The sequence below is a fragment of the Pseudoalteromonas sp. S4492 genome, assembly GCF_005886115.1.
GTDB classification, from domain to species: Bacteria; Pseudomonadota; Gammaproteobacteria; order Enterobacterales; family Alteromonadaceae; genus Pseudoalteromonas; species Pseudoalteromonas gelatinilytica.
The window spans coordinates 1-18,897 of record NZ_PNCP01000045.1; the positions used below are offsets into that span (position 1 = coordinate 1).

Sequence of the window (18,897 nt, forward strand, 5' to 3'; positions counted from 1 at the left end):
AATAAAGTATCAGCCCACGTTTATAACGCGGCTTTTTTGTGTGTAATGCTTTTAAATAACAACCTGTTGAGTACCTAGGTGATTGGCATAGCCGCCCACAAGAACCTTATAAACACCCTGCTCATCCGAATAAACACTGGCAGAAATATGTGAACTGCATCCCATTGCTCGGCCTTGTTCAAACTTGAAATGTTTTTCTTGCTGTACAAATACGTGTTTTGATAAATAGCATGCAAGCGCACCACTGGCACTACCGGTTGCTGATTCTTCAGGTATTCCAACCAAAGGCGCAAAGTTACGACAACTCGTAGTAAGCTCACTTTGCTCTTCACATAATTCGAAGGCATGCACACCTATCACGTTATGCTGTAGGCAGAACTCGCTAAGCGCCACTTCATCGATAGTGATTTTATCTAAGTAGCCATTCGGCACAGCAACAATAATATCCGGCAATCCTGTAGTTATTACATCGATTGGCAAGCCTGTTTTTGCCAGTGTTGTTTCATCAAGCCCTAATAAGCCTGCAAGGTCGTCATAAGCAAAGTTGCCTAGGTATTTTGGCAAGGCTTGCTCCATGGTAACTTGCCCATCTGCGGCAATTGTTACGCCTAACAAGCCCGCTTTTGTTCGCTGTGTGTAATAACCTGGTTTTAATAACCCCTGTTCAAAGAGCGTAGCAAACACCGCTAGGGTTGCGTGGCCACAAAAATCAACTTCTTCAGTTGTCGTAAAAAATGACACAGCAAAATCAACTTCATGATCTTGCGCAACAAATGCGGTTTCTGAAAAGCCAATTTCTTTTGCAATCGTCAGTTTTTCTGCGTTTGTGAGTTTATCTGCATTCAACACAACACCTGCTGGGTTGCCCCCTGTATTATTTGCACTAAACGAGTTAACTAAAAATGCGGTTATTGTCATTATTGTATGCCTTGGTTTAAGTTAAATTCATAAAACAACATGCCATTTTCCTTAGATGCTTGCTTTTCAAAAGCCAACTTTTTTAAAAGTTTAATTGATGGTGTATTTGATTCATCAACACCAGCAATGAGCTTATGCCATTGTGACTGAGTACCAGCGAGGTTTATAAATCCCTGCAATAACTCAAATGCAAGACCCTGCCCCCAATATTGCTCAGCTAACAAATAACCAATAAGAGCATCATGGTTTTCAGTATAGATAAATAAAAGCCCAACAACTTCTTGATGTTGAGATTGCAGCATTAATAAGCGGCACTCGTTAAGCATGTTAGCCAACCACTTTTCTGCAGTAGCTATAGAATCAATACCTTGAAAATAACAAGGTAATTTAGCAACTACAGCGGGGGTTAATATCGCCGGCAAGGCAATCGTCAATTGATGATGCTCAACCATTGACGAGCTTGCGTCTATTTCAATCACATTTAATCTTTTTGTAGTGAAAGATAAATTCATTTTTCATCACCTAGTAAAAGCAATAACAAGGTGAATTATTACTTAGACCATTTATTTGAAACAACTAAGATTGCAACACTAACGCTTATTACAGCAAATAAAAGACCGATAAGCAGCTGCTGGTATGCAATGAAGATTGAAAACCCAATAGCAGCACCGATACAAAAAAATAGCCCAGTATTAGCTTTGTTGCGTTTTATCATGGTCGTGTCCCTTATTTAGCTATTGCTTTATTCCTAGTACTCATTTTTTACATTACTTCTGCCCTGAATATCCATGTTGCTGCAAGGCAAAATTATTAAATGAAGTTACTTTTCTATGACCTCTAGTACATCGTATTCATATTTTGAAATTTTTATTGCATAGGCTTTACTGCGCCACTTACTTCTCGACTCAGCGGATATATTTGCATGATCTAGCGTTGTTTTAATCATAAGTAAGAATGAATCATCATGTTCTACAAAACTAACGTATTGCCAGCCTTTGGATTTTGGTAATTCAAATAAGGCTGGAACTTCGTAAAGATCGCCTGTATTTACTGATATGAATAACCTAGCATTTGGGCAAGTTTGATATTCACCATCACATTCAGTCTGCGACTCCCAGCTTTGAATGACCCTAATTTGCGGGAAAGATTTATTCTTATAAAGCACTTCCATAGAAGAAAGTATAAAGCTAAGTTCAGTATTAGACAGCTTCTGAACCGATTTAGCCTGAAAGCTTGACGCAAGCATTAACAACACTAGAATCCTGTACTTCATATAATCAACCTTGTTATTCGGTATTCATTACTGTTTCGGTAAGTCAGGGTCGAGTTTCCCGCCTTCGTTGATATATGTGCTGTCTTTTATCAATTCCGACAAGTACCCGGCATAGCCTTTTAACTCAGGATCAGTCACCAATTTCAATGCTGTTTCCAAATCGGCCCAGTAATTTACAGTTTTATTTTGCTCTGCAAACTGCTTTGAGTAGTTCGTCGCCAAATAAAGGTATTCAAGTCGTTTATATCCATCTAAATCTCCATTTAGGGCATGTTGAATCTCTTGAAATGCTCTAGCTCGATAGCTATTTGCCTTATTAAGGTTACCTAAAGACTGCTGCCAACGAGCAAGGATTCTTAGCAACTTATTTTTAAAAAATTCATCTTTTTCGCGAAGTGCGTAAGTTTGCTCGAGCAAAGCTAACTTTTGCTCGAGAGTTGGCTTCGAAATGTGTTGAGACGCAAGAAATTCCGTTATTCTCTCAATTTCTGCAGGTTTAAGTTCGTCAAAATCACCAATTAAAGCTATAAAACCCGATGTCTCGCAAAACCAAATGCCATTTCTATCCGTATGCGGCCAAAACACTTGATCGTATTTTGATGGCCAGCTGTAAATATAACCACCATAGCTTGCAGGCTCAGCAACCGCACATTTTGCCCCCTTAACGATTGGGTCATCTACTTCTAACTCTCCCCACGTTGTTGAGTTAGCAAAAGATGATAAAACCAATAAAGCCACTGATAACTTTTTTTTCATAAAAACTCTCTTATAAACATCTCTAAAAATTAGATTTGTTGTTACATCTTCACGATATTCACTAGAACGTTTCAAAATCAGTTAAGGGGTTATAATTGTCATTTTAATTTTCAGCTGGTTGGTTTTGTGGATGAATTACCACTTGCCAGCAGCCTCCCGAGGGCATGCATTTTTTATCTCTGTGACAAGTTTTCTTTGCTGAGCCGTCGGCTCACCTTCAACATTCGCTACCTCATCGACGAGATAACAAATTGAAGCTACTTGCTCTTTTGTTACTTTATCTAAGCATCGATCAATTACTTTGTGAGGTTTATCGTAAACGTCGCTAGTATGCCCTAACAAATGCGTACTTGAGCGTAATAAATCAGTTGCTTCTTTCATAGTTAAATGAAATTCGCTGTTAAAAAGCGATAAGATTTTTTCTTTTTGTTCTTTACTCATTTCACCGTCTACTTTGGCTACTGCGACCATATATAACGCAGCTACATCCATGGGTGAATCTAACTTAAATGCAGGATTTAAATCATGGTGTTTCCTGTATTTACGACGTCGGTACCAGCTAAAAGGATTCAACCAACCAATATCTATCCCCCCTTCTTGAAGTCGATTCAGTAACACCAAAATGGTCACTACAATACCTAAAACACCTAATACAACATGCATAATTTTTCCTTATTTTTATTGCAGTCTATTGTTATTTATCTTTTTTAAATTCTTCAGCCGTAAAATTACTTTTAAATGTAAAAGCATAGGGTGTATCGCCGTTATCTCGCAGATATTGCAACCTTTCTAATGCCTCTTGAGGTGTTGGAATATGGTTATCTTCAACCCACCATAAAACATAGCTATCTTCTGCTAAGCGCTGAAACCATTCACCTTTTCTGCGCATGAAATCTCTATGATGTGTACGAAACATAAAATTTTTAAGATCTTCAACGCTTTCCCACACCGACATATTGATTATTATATTCGGATCATCAAACAATTTAATATTGGTGGCATCGCCTGATTCGTCTTTTAATCGCCATACAAAACCTACACTGTTTTCAGCAATACCATTTATTAAATCAAGATTATCAACAAAATCTTTTATTTCTGGGGCATCCAATGGATATTTAGCAAGAGCAATATTTAGTTGGGCAAGTTTCATTTATGACTCTCCTTAGCCATCGGGGGAATTTGTACCTTTAATGTTTTAAAACTAAGCGATACTGAAGGAAAAGAAAAGCATTTTTACGCCTTCCACTATTCGAATTTTTATATTAACCATGCTTAAAACCATCAGTAAATGTTTTACTAAATCAATGATGGCAACTGGAACTACTTTATCTAATCTCCGCCACCGCAATCACCGCCGCCGTCAGAACATGAACTGTCTGATAAACTAAAGCTACTCCCTGTGGAGGAGCTTCCACTTGATGGCGATTTTCTAGAAATGCCTATCCCTAATAACAAAATACCCACGACCAGGGCTGGCCATGCAAAAGCTAAATGATGATCATTAAAAATATTAACAATACCAATCACAATTAAAAATATGGCTAAAACAATCATACTGAATATCCTTTTTCTATTTTGAAGCTGAGAAAACATCGTTGCTAATTTCTCTATAAAAGCAAAGAAAATATTAGAAGTAAATTTTTACTTTAGCTTAGGTAAATCGAGTTGAAATTCTAAAACTGTAAATTCACCTCTAGTGTAAGGCCCTAAACCGAAATGTATTTATCGTTTGATGCAATGTTTCTTCCTTGTAGTAGTAATAATGTTTTAAAGTACCTAAAACTAAAAAGCCCAGCAACTGCTGGGCTATAAAAAGAGTATTTATCAGCTTATAGCTTAAAACTTAGAGCTTTAAGCTTAAGCAAGATTAACTTTCTTCTTGCTCCATAAAGCGCTGTAGCTGATCTTTAAGATTAGGTGGAATACCTTTGATCACAAGGGTATCGGTTGCTTCGTTATACATTACGCGCTCACCTAAGTGTTTACGTTCAAAGCTCACGCTAACACCGCCGCCCATACCTGAGAACTTCACCATGCTGGTAACTGTTTTCTTATCAACCGGGAACGACTCTTCTAAATCGTAGTTTTGTTCTTGGCAAAAACTTTCAAATGGGCTGTCGTCATTTTTCGATAAGGTTGCAGAAAGTTCTTTCACGTTGGCATCTTCGCCTGTAGTTACGCAATCATTACAATAATCAAATACTTGCTTACGTAGCTCGTCTTTCTCTGACTTGTCGTATTGTTGCTCAGATAAGTAGTCTTCTACGGCATTCAGCATAACTTGGCTTTGCTGTTTAGGGTCAATACCCTCTTCGCAGCCTAAAAAGTCTAAAAAGAAGTCTGCTACTTTACGACCCGCACGGCCTTTTATAAACGACACATAGCGATTATCTTCTGGTTGTGCATCCCACGCTGTTAAATCAACTCGTGCTGCTAATTGCATACGCGAAATATCTAAGTGACGTGATGACGCTAAATCAAGCTCAGAAGTAATAGAGTAATGCTCTTTAATATTGATCATTGCGATTAATAAATAGTCGCTGGCAACATATTGATAATGGCAAAAAACTAAATAACCCGTTTCGTTAAAGGCATACTTATTTAACTCTTCTTTTAACACATTCGTTGCTTGCTCTGTCATGTGCCAAAAGCCAAGTTCGTCGTTACGGTAACTTTGCATAGCCGAAGCAACGATGCTGTTTTTCTCGCCGTTAAAAGCACAGTAACCTTTACCCGGTTTACCATTATAAGCATGGTGTAACTGCTCGATAAAAACGGCTACTTTATCATTAACAACCATCTCATCATTGCGTAAATGAATTTCTGTATCGTCATCTTTTTTGTCTACATAATGAACGACTAATTTTTTAACATCTATTGTCATCTTTGTTTTTCACGCCTCTGGTGTTAAAATACGGGAATATAACTCTTTTTATTGAACCAACTGATGCCTATCATATCAAAATATTCTAATGAGCAAGTAGAACAAATCGTTGATCAGCTGATTGATGTACTAACAGAGCACAAAGCGCCTGTTGATTTAAGCCTTATGTGTTTAGGAAATTCTATCACGCATATTTTAAAAGAGCATGTACCATCAGAGAAAAGACAAGCTGTTGCCGACAACTTTGCAAAAGCATTAGCACAGTCGGTTAAATAAGATTTATGAATTTATCGCAACAAAGTCAGTTTTCTTCAAAAGTAAGTCAGCTTTTAAGTTGGGGCCATTGGTTCACCTTTGCAAACATAGGTTTAGTGTTATTTATTAGCTTAAGCTACTTGGTTGCAGACAGTGCACCGACTACCTTCATGGGCTATGTATACATGCTCGTGACCTGGTTAAGTCACACCAGCTTTATTACTTTTATTGCCTTTGTTTTAACGATATTTCCTTTAAGCTTAGTGTTTCCATACCCTCGGCATATCCGAGGGATGGCAGCTATTATCGCCACCCTTGGGGCGTCATTGTTAACGCTTGATGCCTATGTGTATTTCAACTTGGGTTATCACTTAAATACATCTGCCCTCCCCGAAATTGTTTCTTTATTGTGGCACCGCTTAACTAGCTCACCTGCATTAACAACGATTCTCGCTGGCGGTATTGTGCTGCTAATTTTAGCGTTCCAATTATTAGTCAGTAATTACACGTGGCACCACCTAGCGCGCTTAAAGCAATATAAGTTCCCACGTTATGCAACTAGCACTATTTTAGTGTGCTTTGCACTTAGCCACAGTATTCATATTTGGGCTGATGCGAATTTAAAATTTGATATCACAAAACAAGATAACGTATTGCCTTTGTCATACCCTACAACGGCAAAAAGCTTATTAGCTAAAAACGATTTGCTTGATATCGAAAGTTATAAAGAAGCGCATGATGTCAGACTTGACCCTCATAATATTGATTACTTAGCACCCACTCCACTTGCTGAATGTAAAGCAGAGTCGAGTGCCATGATTGATATTTTAGTGTTTGAAAACAATGCAGCTCTTGAGCAATTTGTTGCTACTGAACCTGCGCTACGTAAAACTGATTTGTTCTTACAACCAGTTGAAGCCGAAGACACCTTATTTAGCATAGTGTATGGCCTACCAGCATTTTACAAAGCACCTATTTTAGATAAGCAGCAACTGCCTGTTTGGCTTGCAGATAATCGTTCAATTCAAATTAATGGCTTTGAACAATTTGAATTTATAAATAACGACGACGCAAATCCTGCTGTACGTCTTGTACGTGCAGACGCAACAACAAAAGCGCGCGGATCTGCCAATGCCGTGTTTGCCTTTAGCCTTGCTAAACAAAGCAACGGTATTGTTACAGCCTCACGTTTATACAGCTCAGATAAAAAAGTTGTGCAAACCGAAGGCCTTATTCAGCCAAGCGATATTATCGCCACCAGCGTTGGCCATTATTTAGGCTGCAAAACCCTTGCTAAACAAAGCATGTTAGGCAGTAACTTATACAAGCGCCACGACGACACAGGTGTTAATTACTCGCAAAATGTGTTCATCGCATTTAAAAAAGACAGAATTACCCTGATTGATTCAGATGGTAACTTTAAAAACATTTCAGCAGCACAAGGCTTTGCCATTGAACAAGGGCTCGATATTCCGTTCTTAGTGCAAAGCATTAAAAAGCTGAAGCGATATACGCCCTAGCTCTTATTGATAAATCATTATTTCGAGCTAGCTTTAGATATTAGACACCTTATTTGATTAGGAGACACGGACGTCATGAAAGCCATAATCATTTATCTAATATCAATAGTTCTACTTTGTTTTACTAACACCTCAAACGCTGCCAGCACAGAATACTATAAATGTGTCACAGACAGAGGCACGGTATTTAGTGAGTTCCCCTGTGGTAGCCGTGCTACCAAACATAAAATTCAAGTAACCGACCCAGACTTACAAGCACCGCAAAACTTTGTGAAAGAGCTCAACGAGCTTGAGCGCCAGCAAATTATCAGAAACCTCGAAGCTGAAATACGCAGCTATAAGTATCGTTTAGATATTTTAAGCCGCGAACGCGATAGAGCCCAATATCAACAAGAACAGCGCTTAAATCGAATTTTATCTGACAAAGAAGCTAAGCAAATTAGTAAAGACATCAACAAGCAACTTAAAGCGATTAATAAGCAATACGGGCGCGACGTGAAAAGCGTTAATAAAAAACTCGCAAATCTTGAGAAAAAACTCGCTCGCTATAATTAAATGCACTTTACTATTGGGTTTGAAGAATAAATAACATATTCTTAACACCAATAGAGTTATTGCTCTATGTCGTTATGATTGGCAGAAGGAGTTTATATGCAGCCACAACACATTGCTGAATTAATTTTATCTGGGTTTCGCAATCACTATAAACTCTTTCAAGCGATTACCGCCAAAGCTCCCTCAGCGTTTGCACAGCGTGATTGGCAAAAGATTAATGAGATAAGTAAGCTAAGAATTAGCCATTACGATGATCGGGTTAACGAAACAATTGCCAAGCTCAAATCGCTCAACGAACAGCAAATTATTACCTTAGATCAAACCTGCTGGCTCGAAACCAAACAGCTCTATCAGCAATTTTTGCGTTTTCACCCTCAAGCAGAACTTGCCGAAACCTTTTACAACTCTGTTTTTTGTCGTTTATTCCACCGTCGCTATTTTCACAATGACTTTATCTTTGTCAAAGCCACACTTGCAGATGCGCCTGCACTGCCTATGGAGGCAGAGTACCGCAGTTATCACCCCGTTGTTGATGGTTTAAGACCGACCATACGCAAAATTATAAATCAGTTTGATTTTAAAGCGCCCTTTGTTGATTTAGAACGCGATATTCGTTTACTCGTTAAGGCGTTTTATAAACAAGCCCCCGATACACATCATCAAGCATGGCAAATGCGCTTTGATATACTTCAAGCGCCTTTTTACCGTAACAAAGCCGCTTACATTGTTGGTCGTGTGGTGTCAGAAAGTGGTGTACAGCCATTTATTATTGCGGTGTTACACCATGAAGACAAAGGGCTATACCTTGATGCCCTACTTACTAAATCATCGCAAATGCGAGTTATCTTTGGTTTTGCGCGTGCTTACTTCATGGTTGAAACCCATGCGCCATCTGCGTTAGTGCGCTTTTTAAATCAACTTATGCCAAATAAAACACTGGCTGAGCTTTACAACGCAATAGGCTTTCATAAACAAGGTAAGACCGAGTTTTACCGAGAGTTTTTAAGTCATTTAGATCATTCAAACGATCAGCTCGTAATTGCCCCAGGTACACCGGGTATGGTGATGATGGTATTTACCCTGCCTTCGTTTGGCTATGTATTTAAAGTGATTAAAGACACCTTTGGTGAAAGCAAACCCTTTGGCCGTGATACCGTATTAAAACGCTACCAATTAGTAAAAAGCCATGACCGTGTTGGCCGCATGGCCGACACCATAGAGTATTCGAACGTCGTATTTCCACTGGCTCGATTTGATAGTAAATTGCTTGCAGAGTTACATAAAACGATTGGCTCTTCGATGATTATTGAAGGCGAATGGCTAATCATCAAGCATTTGTATATTGAAAGACGCATGACACCGTTAAATCTGTATCTTGAAAATGCCAGTGAACAACAAGCGTTTGAGGCGATAGAAGAATACGGCCAAGCATTAAAAGAAATGATCGCTGTTAATATTTTCCCAGGCGACATGCTGTTAAAAAACTTTGGGGTAAGTAAACATAATCGCGTTATCTTTTATGACTATGATGAGGTTCAATACCTAACTGACATGAACTTTAGGGCCTTACCAAAAGCCAAGTCGTACGATGATTACTTAACCAATGAGCAAAGCTACTCTGTGGCACCACAAGATGTGTTTCCAGAGCAATTATGTACCTTTGTGACGGCAAACCCGGTGTATAAGCAATACTTATTGAGTACACACCCAGAGCTTGAAGATCCAGCTTATTGGCGACAAGCACAATACAATTATAAGCAAGGTGTAGTTAGCCACATTTATCCATACCCTGCTGCACAACGATTTATCCATTATTGGTAAACACCAAGGACACACAATGAATATAAGTAAAATAGATTTAAACTTACTTGTTTACCTAGATACTTTACTAAGAGAATGTAATGTCACTAAAGCTGCTAACCAGCTAAGCATTACCCAACCTGCCATGAGTAATGGCCTAAAAAGACTCCGTAATTTATTTAACGACCCTATTTTAGTGCGCACCAGTGAAGGTATGGTACCAACGGAGCGTGCAAAAGAGCTTCAGCCGGTGATCCGCGGCATTTTAATGACCCTTGAAGAAACACTTGCCCCAAATCGCGAGTTTGAAGCATCTCAAAGTAAGCGTGTTTTTCGTATCATGGCCAGTGACTATGCAGCAAGTACCCTTGCCCCACGCTTATTAAGTAAATTACACGAAGAAGCCCCCGATACCACACTCGATATTTTGACCCCAAGTGATGTAACCTTCCACGACGTTGAAAACGGTAAAGTGGATATGGCTATCAACCGCTTCGAAAACTTACCGCAGTCGTTTCACTACAAACAGATTTGGAAAGACAGCTTTTGTTGCCTAGTAAAAGCAGATAACCCAATCATCAAAGAATTTAGCCTAGATAGCTATTTAAAAGCGCGCCATATTTGGGTAAGTAAAACCGGTTTTGGTGTAGGTGTGGGTATGGACCCTAAAGATGTGCAAAAACTAGGTTGGGTCGATGAGGCACTCGCTCATTTTGGCAAACACCGTAATATTGCCACCTTTACTCGTAATTATCACGTAGCCATTCACTTAGCGAAAGAACAAAACTTAGTGGCAACGCTGCCTTCAAAAGCGGCGAATATTTATTTAGACGATCCGGGCCTGAAAATTCTTGAGCCGCCATTCCCTATTCCGCCATTTGAGCTAGATATGATTTGGAGCCCGCTATTACACCGTGATGCAAGCCATATTTGGTTACGTCAAAAGGTTGCTGAAGTAGCCGAAGAGCTTAAGTAAGATTTTACCAACCAGATTGTAATTATTGCTGATAGGCCAAGCGTTAATTTAGCTTATCAGCATCCCCTACCCGTTAAAAACCCATAACAACTTGAAATATAATAACTTTTAATTTTGGTAATGAACTGGAATATGCTTTGCAAGTAACTTATTGCATTGTTTTTAATATTCAAAAAGAGGTCATTATGAATACTCATCAAGGACAGAACGTTCATCATATTGCAGATATCATTCAAGTTATGAATAGCGGTATCGATTTTTATGAAAAAGCTCAGGAAAAAGTAACCGACCCAAGCATTATTGCCTTATTTCAACGCATGATAGATGCCCGCAAAGTCAGTATCGAGCGCTTACAGCCCTATGCTATTAATGAAACAGGCCACAGAGAAAATGGCTCTGATTTTGCTGTAGAAGCGCGTAAAGCCTATACATCGCTAATTACCAAACTCGGTGCCGACAAAAACGCCACCTATGTTAGTGAACTCGAAGAAGTTGAAGATAAAACACTAGCCGAAATCAAACATGCGCTTAAAAAACCACAACCCCATGATTGTGAAGCCGCGTTATCAAAAACCCTGCTGACAATTCAAAGTTGTCATGCTGAAATGAGTAAAATGAAAAAGCATTAAATTGTGAGAGTGCAAAGCCCAGTTAAGCTGGGCTTTTATCTGTTTAGATGAGCGACTTGTATCTCATCTGATAGTTTAACTATTAGGTTGGTGGTTTACCGTCAGGCAGCTAAGTACCATGTCCAAGGCTCTCGTGCCCCATATAACTTTAGTTGTTATATTTCCAGTCAAATGCTAGCGACACACGAGCAGAGATCCCGTTCCCATCGTCTTCATCGTAATTTGGAAACACTCCGATCTATAATTAATTGACGTTACCTCACTAAAACATTTAGCAATATGGCGTGTTAAGCATGCACAGTCTTGCCTGTTTATTAACTATTTTTTGTGAAATGTTTTTCTGCGACAACTTTAAGAACGTTGTACCCCATTGTGGCAAGATCATCTGTTATTTGGCGAGGATTTTGACCTAAAAATTCAAAATCGGCTTTCCCAATAATGCCACCACCTACTGTTGTGATGGATTTTATGTGCGCCCCTCCAACTTTTATCGCTTTACAATCTTTAATATCCTCAGCAGTTGGGGGCTGTCTACCTGACCAATCTATTAATGCAGCTAAGAATAACCTGCTCTCTATTTTATTTTCATGTATATCGATAAGTTTAGAAACTACGACACCACAAGCATATTTTCCATCGCTAAGAGCAATCGGCCAATAATGGCCTGGCTCTAGGTACGATGTCGACTTTGGTGTAAACGGATACTTCATAAAGTTAATGCCTTAATGAATAACAAAATTTAGATCTCTTTTATGAGTTTATTAGGTAAAAATACCGAACTTTGTAAGGGCTTGAACAACTCCCACTTGTATAAAGAAAACTCCAAAAGTAAACAAAAACGACCACATAATAGATATGCCTAATACTCTAGAGTAAACAATAGAAACAGCGATATAGGATGCCATTAAACCCAAAAAACCACCAATGAGTATCAAGCATAACATTGAAAGAAAAGTTCCTATAAATACTGAAATAGCACAGAGTTTTAATTCGTTATTAGTCGCACCAAAAATTGTAGCTCCAATTTTTACTGGCAGAATTGTTAATGAGAAAAGTACTAGGAAAAACAAAACCATTGATTCAGTTTGAAAATTTAAATCCATTTAAACCTCTTTTAAAATGCCGGAATAACCAGCAAAAAATAGCAGGCAAAATTAGCGATTGAAGAGCACAAGCCTGCTGTTTTGTGCACTTTGTTTAATTTCCTTGTTTGCTACAGGTACCACTTACTTGCCGTGCCACTTCCCCGTTAGGGGAAATGAACTTCAATACCCATAGGCTTAATATTGTCAATTGTGTAGTTACCTCACACAACAGCCATTCATAAATGTATTTGTTATAGAGACTTTACAGGTAAGTCACTTAGTTTGTATATCACTCGTGGTCCCATACAAAATGTTATTAAACCATCATCTCTTTTCGGAAACTTGTAATAGATGGCTATAGAAGCTTTCCCCAACATATTAGTAGCAAGCTGGAAAGTTGAAACTCTATAAGATCTCAATTCGGGTCTGTGCTCTAGATCAAATGGTTCATTAACAAATGTGGGAACGGTCAATAAAGGTTGATCAAAATTACTTTCAAACGAAATTTCAGCTCGAAAAGCTTGAGCGTCGCAGTAATCCAAAGGGAAGTAAACTTCTATATGCGATATCTCGCCGTAAATACTTTGAGTTTTAAAAGCTGATACCCCACTCGTATTTTCAGTCGAACAAGCAAGGCTAAACAAGGGAGTTAATGAAAGTAAAAATACTAGAAATCTCACTGTATCTCCTGAAAATAAAACGCAATTGTAAGAATTTGAACAACACAATTTATCTTTTTGGCGCTTTCCCAGCTTCTTAAATGCGCACTTCTCCGTGAAAACATGACACCAACATTTAGTAGTTGGCTAAAATAATGAACACAATGAGTAAAGCCAGCCTCTAAAAACACCTCACTACAACGGTTGTTATGTGCGATTACTCAAAACTTACTGAGCTAATTTTAGGCTCTGACTCTAGTTTCGATTTTAAATACAATACACATTCATCAGTCTCAGATATTTTTGCTTTTCCAAACAGCTTTTCAATGAAAGTAAGGCTTTTATCTATTTGTAAAATCCACTCGAGTTCTGACTTTGGATCATCCCCTTCTTCAAAGTAAGTTGATGCACCAAGCATGTATTGACGCCCCTTCCAGTCAATATAGCTATACCAACCCCAATCCTCTGCATCTGGTTCAGTAACATCAAAATCAGGTTCAATTTCAGATTTAAACCACTTTAAAAGTGATTCACCAAAAATCGGATTAATTGGATTTGTTCGCTCTTTTGAAACGTCAAACTTTGTACTTTTAAAACTTATAGCAATATGCACTATTCTCACCTAGTGAACGGTTTACTAACTGGCAAAAATTGCTTGGCTAAAATTAGTAAAGAATACGCGCCAAGCAACTTTTGATATCCCATCCATAATCACCTTGATATAAAAACTTGAGTTACTAGCTAGATATTTGTTCCACTCTTGTGCGGAACCTACGGAACCACCCAGCGGAAATACAGATGTAACAATCATAAAATATCTAGAATTCTCAAGCTCACTTGTTTGGAATACTTGTTAGATCTCAGGCTTGCAGATACCCGACATCCAATTCAGTACCCTCATAAAAATTTATCTTATACTTTATGGTGTCTACATCAAACCCCTTTATATTTAATGTACCATCGAGTATTTGACCGCACTTTAGAGAGGACTTAAAGCGATATGCTTTGAATTCTGGAATATATTGATTAGTTATCGTTTCAGCATAAACAAAATCATATGCATCACTGCCAAGCGTGACAGAAATAGAAACTGAGTCCAAGTCAACGTTAGCCCCTGTTTCTGATGTAATACGGATTGAAAAGTTAGCTTCCGATTTTGAGACTTCATCTACCTTAGTAGTAGGCACTAGGGGTGGTAATGGAATAAGAAAAGACATCATAAAAGAGCGCTCATCATATTGTGAGCACCCATCAGGATATAGCTTAAATTCATTTATATTATCTAGGTTGATCCAATAGATAAATTCGTTATTTGATGAGTTTTCCCCATCAATTTTAATCCCAGACTTGAGTACAGAGGCGGAAATGGCGCAACCTGTAATCAAGAATAGCAACAAAGAATAAAAAGTTAATTTCATTAATTACCTCTAACGCTTCCCTAACTAGATCAAAATAACATTTTTAAATTAGCAACGCAGGTGAAAAAGCTAGCACGACTAGATTTTTATAACAGTGGTAATTAGTTAACAAGTTTGTTAAAAATAAACCAATAAGAAAAACGCGCATTTAGCTCGCTATAAACATGTTAGGTGTACTTGGTGTTTACTTCTGAACCAAATTATTCTCAATATACTCATGAGGAACTTTTAGATGTTTTAGAGCATATTGATCGGGATAAATATCATCATAGGTATCAAATTGTACTTAAAGAAATAGACAATAGAAATAAAGGTATTTCTCCAAAAACTAGTTCTAAATGTAAGTCACCAACAAGTTCTGTTAAAAACGATGATAACGTTGTAATCAAAGCAATAACTAACTTAAGGTTAAATACCTCGCGGCTTTTGAAAACTATTTTTCTTTTAGGTTGTATTTTTACTTTCTTGGCATTTGTGTTTACACCACAATCCGAGGGGGTCGGTGACTTCGTAGCTTTTATAGTGTTTTTATTTTTAAGCCCATTTTTACTTGTTTATTGCATTCATGCAGTAAAAACTGGAGAAATAGAAATTAAAGCAATAACTGTTAAGCGCAGTGAATCACCCGGTTGTTTTTGGTTAGGTATCGTCTCGTATGCAACATTTTCAATTTTTGTTTTGTTTACTCTAATTTGGAATACATACACCTAACAAGGTAAATTAAAAGTGCGGACAAAAACAGTTGGCTTTGTTCGTGCATCACAAATTTTGCAACTACTTTTTGCCGTTTATCGCGGCGTTAGCTATATGGTGTAATCGAATGAGAGTTTTAGTCTATTTTTTATTGGTTGGTTTAATAGCTTGTAGTAATAATTATCAAGTTTCTACAATCAATTACAAGAATTTAACAAAATCTCAAACTTTTACATTAACGAGTACTTGTGGAGATAAAGTTATAGCGATTAAGATAGAAGGCTATGGAAACTCTACCGGTTCTTCCGTTATACATTTGATGCTAAACGGTGAAGCGTATAAATCTGAAACTCTAGATGGTGAGTTCAGATTTAAATGGTCTGGTGACTGGTACAGCGAAAAAGCTATTATTCGTTACATTGCAAACTCGGATAGCATAACTAATTTAACTTTGAGCTACAGAATGGAATGTGTATAGCTAACAAACACTTGCCCCAAGACGTGTTTAGGCGAATTTTAAAAGAGCAAACATCGGCCGTTCACAATTGCTTTTATCTCTTCAAAGTATATTGCTTGCATAGTCAAGAAAACGACCCAATCGCTCGTTTTTATCCTGAGGTAAAAGAGAGAACTCCTAAATTTTAATGACACTGGCAATTAGTTAGCAAGTTTGTTAAAAATAATCTAATAAGAAAAACGAGCTACGTTGTGGTAGAAAAACGCGCGATTAGCTCGCTATAAACATGTTAGCAAGCATAGAGGGATACATTGGAACCTTTCGGAAGTATTTTAGGAGCAGCAGGCTCTATCGCATCATTAATTTCCTTATATTTTTGTTGGAAAATTTCAGAAACATGGGGTCTAAGAATTTCCTTAATTTTTGTGTTGTTATTAGCAGGTTGCTCAAGCTACTTTTCATTCCAATATTATGAATCTACAAAGCCTGAATTGGTTAGACAGAAAAAACAGCAAGAGTTGAGAGAGGCTATTAAAAAGTTTATTAATGAAGATAGTCTCCATGCATCCTATTATGAGCCAGGAGAAAGTGAGGGGCTAATTAATAGCGGTTTAATTATCTTGGAACAGTATAAAGAACTATATCCCGAACAGTACCTGAGGATTAAGCAACAGGTAGAATCTGAGTTACAGCGAGCAAAAGAAATAAATGACCGAGAAAGTTCTTCCTATCGTGAATTGATGAATCAAACTGGAAAAAGCATGGGAGTTACATTAAAAAAACTCGCAGGTGCTAGCTAACAAGTTACTCAAAAGGACGCAAAACGCTTGGCTTGCGCTCCTCTGTCGCTAATTTTAGCCAAGCATTTATGCGCCCATCAGTAAGGCGTTAGGCAATAAGGTAACTTTTATGCAAAAAATTAAAGTTATGGCATTAATTTTTATGACTTTAATTTCAGGTCTTGCAAAGAGTTCGAGCAGGGAACTATCGCCTGAAGAAGAAGCTTATCTAGACATAGAAGTTTTGTCTCAAGCCGTTGAGCTTTATCATAGTGAATTTGGCAGTTTTCCAACTAATGAACAAGGCTTATATTTACTAAGTCAGGAAGTATTTGTTAGTAAAAATTGTCCTTGTAAAAAAGAAAAACTTATCAGTAAATTACCTCTAGATCCTTGGGGACGAGACTATTTATATCTTGTACCAGGTAAAAACAATCCAGAGGGCTTTGACATATGGACAAATGGGAAAGATGGCCTTCCTGGAGGTACTGGTGTAAATAGGGGATGTGGGAACTGGGATGATCTTAAATGCGGGTTAAAAAAACAAAATGGTCCTCTCAAGATTGTTTTTTTGCTGCTAATAATTGGCTTTGGAGTGGGTATTCCACCTTACATTTTTGGTGTTTATTTAGCTTACAAAAAAGTAAATTCAATTAAAAAGTCACTGTTTGGCTACCATTTGGGAGTATTTTGTTACCTTATTGTAGCGGTATTATTGGCTGTAATTGTACCAAGCACTCTTTAACTAAGTGAATTATTGCCTAACAAGCCAAGTCAGTCGGATTCGTATCATTGTCGCGCTTTTTTCTCACCCGCTCCGCGGGCAAAAAGCCCGCCACTGCTACTCACCGCTGCTTAGGGCGTTACTGATTAAATACTCAAACGTGTTTATGTCCAAAAACGAGTTTATCCGACAGTTTGCTTCTGGCACATATGCGCCGATCAGGTTTGAACAATTCCTTTTAATCAGACCTGACAGAGATACTTAAGATTTATTGCCCCGTTAAACGCTTCGCAAATGAAATTGCATAGGCTGTTGAGCGTAATTTAAGTACTTTGTCATCACTTGGTATAAAGCCTTTAGACAACAGGTTTGGGTCATAATTAGTAAGATCGCAGCCTGACTCACCTGTCGATTCTATGGTGAGCTTCCCTAAATTAATTGTTTTGCGATCCGCAGGCCAACGAACTGAAGGGTCAGTTAATGCATCACCGGGCTCGGCTAATTGTGCTTGAAAACGATAATGCACCTTCCCTTTTGCTAAATCTTCTTCAAGTCGCTTAGCCAAAAATGATTTAGGGAAGGTTTTCATTTGCTCTTCTGTTAGCACCTGCTCTGGCTCTTCTGGCACCATGGTCCATCTAAAGGCATGCTTAGCACCCTTTTCATCAACCATGTAAAAGGTATGCACACCAAAATAACGCGAAGACACATACGATGCTGGCGGGTTATGGCTTTGTAGCCAATTAAATTGCCCTAAGGTACTCGGGTTTTGCTCTCTGTATGCTTTTACTTTTGCAAAATCAATTTGCCCTGTTTTCTCGTCAGGTAATAAGGTACTTAGCAAACCAAAAAACGCTTCTGGGCTGTTGCCTGCAAACACTGGCGTACTTAGCCCTGCAATATTGTGTACATCACCATTTTCTAGCACAAACTGCACCCCCATTCCTCGTGGGGCACGTGATGTTTCATCAGCGTGAGGGTTACCACCGCCCATAGAAAAACGAATATTTGCTTTTGACGGTGCGTTAAATAAAGGGCTAATTGAATACTGCTTTGCTGCTTGATTAGGTGTAAATGTGCCGACAGCGCACACCCCTTTGGCGTGACCTTTTCTGATACCGGGCTGCTTTCCTGAAAGCTTTTCAAATAAATTAATAAAATCTTGCCCGTTTACTGGTTGCTCAGCAAAACTTGCTGTTGGTAAAACAAGGTACATAGCACAAACTAAAGGCTTAATTTTTAGCATTTATCCATCCTTTAAACTTAGTTCCAACAAAAATGACCAGACTAACCTGAAAATCATTTCATCAAAGCTAATAAATATTTTTACCAACAAAAACGCTACAAACATTTAATAAACTTAGAATATTTATTTAACTACCATTTTTTTAAAAGCTGCTAACTTTAAATTTAGGATCCTAAAAACTGCTGTGGCGCCCAGCATTTTAAAAATAATCCGTGGTATTAATCACGACTATGGCTAGTCCACTTAATCGTAAATTTTGTGGCTTGGTCA

Annotated in this window: 23 protein-coding genes; 10 read left to right on the forward strand and 13 right to left on the reverse strand. The window is 38.1% G+C overall.

What is annotated here, in order from left to right; all coding sequences use genetic code 11:
* Window positions 1-51: 51 nt before the first annotated feature.
* The 8 genes from CWC28_RS15215 to yejK all read right to left on the reverse strand — a co-directional run bounded on the left by CWC28_RS15215 (window position 52) and on the right by yejK (window position 5,831).
* Window positions 52-918 carry a PhzF family phenazine biosynthesis protein gene (locus CWC28_RS15215; RefSeq protein WP_138625357.1) on the reverse strand — a complete coding sequence of 289 codons (867 nt, stop codon included), beginning with the start codon at window positions 916-918 and terminating at the stop codon, window positions 52-54.
* Window positions 918-1,430 (reverse strand): GNAT family N-acetyltransferase, encoded by a 513-nt coding sequence (locus CWC28_RS15220; RefSeq protein ID WP_138625358.1) that lies wholly within the window; start codon window positions 1,428-1,430, stop codon window positions 918-920. Before CWC28_RS15220 ends, CWC28_RS15215 begins: the two co-directional genes overlap by 1 nt.
* Before the next feature lie 308 nt (window positions 1,431-1,738).
* Window positions 1,739-2,191, reverse strand: a complete 453-nt coding sequence (locus CWC28_RS15225) for a hypothetical protein (protein ID WP_138625359.1) — start codon at window positions 2,189-2,191, stop codon at window positions 1,739-1,741.
* 27 nt (window positions 2,192-2,218) lie between these two features.
* Window positions 2,219-3,022 (reverse strand): hypothetical protein, encoded by an 804-nt coding sequence (locus tag CWC28_RS15230; protein ID WP_138625360.1) that lies wholly within the window; start codon window positions 3,020-3,022, stop codon window positions 2,219-2,221.
* Between the two features lie 60 nt (window positions 3,023-3,082).
* Window positions 3,083-3,610 carry a tellurite resistance TerB family protein gene (locus CWC28_RS15235; protein WP_138625361.1) on the reverse strand — a complete coding sequence of 176 codons (528 nt, stop codon included), beginning with the start codon at window positions 3,608-3,610 and terminating at the stop codon, window positions 3,083-3,085.
* Between the two features lie 31 nt (window positions 3,611-3,641).
* The gene (locus CWC28_RS15240) at window positions 3,642-4,097 is read right to left on the reverse strand and encodes a DUF3291 domain-containing protein (RefSeq protein WP_138625362.1); all 456 of its coding nucleotides are present in this window, start codon (window positions 4,095-4,097) and stop codon (window positions 3,642-3,644) included.
* 179 nt (window positions 4,098-4,276) lie between these two features.
* The gene (locus tag CWC28_RS15245; protein ID WP_062565251.1) at window positions 4,277-4,501 is read right to left on the reverse strand and encodes a hypothetical protein; all 225 of its coding nucleotides are present in this window, start codon (window positions 4,499-4,501) and stop codon (window positions 4,277-4,279) included.
* 313 nt (window positions 4,502-4,814) lie between these two features.
* Complete coding sequence (gene yejK, locus CWC28_RS15250; RefSeq protein ID WP_063704888.1) at window positions 4,815-5,831, reverse strand: nucleoid-associated protein YejK; 1,017 nt, start codon at window positions 5,829-5,831, stop codon at window positions 4,815-4,817.
* Window positions 5,832-5,894: 63 nt separating this feature from the next.
* Between yejK and CWC28_RS15255 the strand changes: the two genes are divergently transcribed.
* From CWC28_RS15255 to CWC28_RS15280, 6 genes are all read left to right on the forward strand, one after another.
* Window positions 5,895-6,107, forward strand: coding sequence for a YejL family protein (locus tag CWC28_RS15255; RefSeq protein ID WP_036967930.1), 213 nt, complete (start codon window positions 5,895-5,897; stop codon window positions 6,105-6,107).
* A 5-nt stretch (window positions 6,108-6,112) separates the two neighbouring features.
* Complete coding sequence (locus tag CWC28_RS15260; protein WP_138625363.1) at window positions 6,113-7,606, forward strand: DUF3413 domain-containing protein; 1,494 nt, start codon at window positions 6,113-6,115, stop codon at window positions 7,604-7,606.
* A 75-nt stretch (window positions 7,607-7,681) separates the two neighbouring features.
* Complete coding sequence (locus CWC28_RS15265) at window positions 7,682-8,161, forward strand: DUF4124 domain-containing protein (RefSeq protein ID WP_063704884.1); 480 nt, start codon at window positions 7,682-7,684, stop codon at window positions 8,159-8,161.
* Window positions 8,162-8,257: 96 nt separating this feature from the next.
* The gene (gene aceK, locus CWC28_RS15270) at window positions 8,258-9,982 is read left to right on the forward strand and encodes a bifunctional isocitrate dehydrogenase kinase/phosphatase (RefSeq protein ID WP_105174228.1); all 1,725 of its coding nucleotides are present in this window, start codon (window positions 8,258-8,260) and stop codon (window positions 9,980-9,982) included.
* 16 nt (window positions 9,983-9,998) lie between these two features.
* Window positions 9,999-10,937: a LysR family transcriptional regulator gene (locus CWC28_RS15275; protein ID WP_063704880.1), complete on the forward strand. Its 939-nt coding sequence runs from the start codon at window positions 9,999-10,001 to the stop codon at window positions 10,935-10,937.
* 185 nt (window positions 10,938-11,122) lie between these two features.
* Window positions 11,123-11,566 carry a ferritin-like domain-containing protein gene (locus tag CWC28_RS15280; RefSeq protein ID WP_138625364.1) on the forward strand — a complete coding sequence of 148 codons (444 nt, stop codon included), beginning with the start codon at window positions 11,123-11,125 and terminating at the stop codon, window positions 11,564-11,566.
* A 314-nt stretch (window positions 11,567-11,880) separates the two neighbouring features.
* Here CWC28_RS15280 and CWC28_RS15285 read toward each other — a convergent pair whose 3' ends face one another.
* The 4 genes from CWC28_RS15285 to CWC28_RS15300 form a co-directional block, all read right to left on the reverse strand.
* Window positions 11,881-12,276: a hypothetical protein gene (locus CWC28_RS15285; RefSeq protein WP_138625365.1), complete on the reverse strand. Its 396-nt coding sequence runs from the start codon at window positions 12,274-12,276 to the stop codon at window positions 11,881-11,883.
* Between the two features lie 51 nt (window positions 12,277-12,327).
* Complete coding sequence (locus CWC28_RS15290) at window positions 12,328-12,669, reverse strand: hypothetical protein (RefSeq protein ID WP_138625366.1); 342 nt, start codon at window positions 12,667-12,669, stop codon at window positions 12,328-12,330.
* 858 nt (window positions 12,670-13,527) lie between these two features.
* Entirely contained in the window at window positions 13,528-13,923 is a 396-nt protein-coding gene (locus CWC28_RS15295; protein WP_138625367.1) for a hypothetical protein, read from the reverse strand.
* A 247-nt stretch (window positions 13,924-14,170) separates the two neighbouring features.
* A complete protein-coding gene (locus CWC28_RS15300) occupies window positions 14,171-14,728 on the reverse strand; it encodes a hypothetical protein (protein ID WP_138625368.1) in 558 nt (185 codons plus the stop codon).
* A gap of 180 nt (window positions 14,729-14,908) precedes the next feature.
* Here CWC28_RS15300 and CWC28_RS15305 point away from each other — a divergent pair, with 180 nt between their 5' ends.
* The 4 genes from CWC28_RS15305 to CWC28_RS15320 all read left to right on the forward strand — a co-directional run bounded on the left by CWC28_RS15305 (window position 14,909) and on the right by CWC28_RS15320 (window position 17,402).
* The gene (locus CWC28_RS15305) at window positions 14,909-15,439 is read left to right on the forward strand and encodes a hypothetical protein (protein ID WP_138625369.1); all 531 of its coding nucleotides are present in this window, start codon (window positions 14,909-14,911) and stop codon (window positions 15,437-15,439) included.
* A 109-nt stretch (window positions 15,440-15,548) separates the two neighbouring features.
* Complete coding sequence (locus CWC28_RS15310) at window positions 15,549-15,899, forward strand: hypothetical protein (RefSeq protein WP_105180920.1); 351 nt, start codon at window positions 15,549-15,551, stop codon at window positions 15,897-15,899.
* A gap of 290 nt (window positions 15,900-16,189) precedes the next feature.
* Entirely contained in the window at window positions 16,190-16,678 is a 489-nt protein-coding gene (locus CWC28_RS15315) for a hypothetical protein (protein WP_138625370.1), read from the forward strand.
* Between the two features lie 109 nt (window positions 16,679-16,787).
* Window positions 16,788-17,402 (forward strand): type II secretion system protein GspG, encoded by a 615-nt coding sequence (locus tag CWC28_RS15320; protein ID WP_138625371.1) that lies wholly within the window; start codon window positions 16,788-16,790, stop codon window positions 17,400-17,402.
* A 247-nt stretch (window positions 17,403-17,649) separates the two neighbouring features.
* On the opposite strand, the gene CWC28_RS15325 is transcribed toward CWC28_RS15320, so the two are convergent.
* Window positions 17,650-18,627 carry a catalase family peroxidase gene (locus tag CWC28_RS15325; protein ID WP_138625372.1) on the reverse strand — a complete coding sequence of 326 codons (978 nt, stop codon included), beginning with the start codon at window positions 18,625-18,627 and terminating at the stop codon, window positions 17,650-17,652.
* Window positions 18,628-18,897 lie beyond the last annotated feature (270 nt).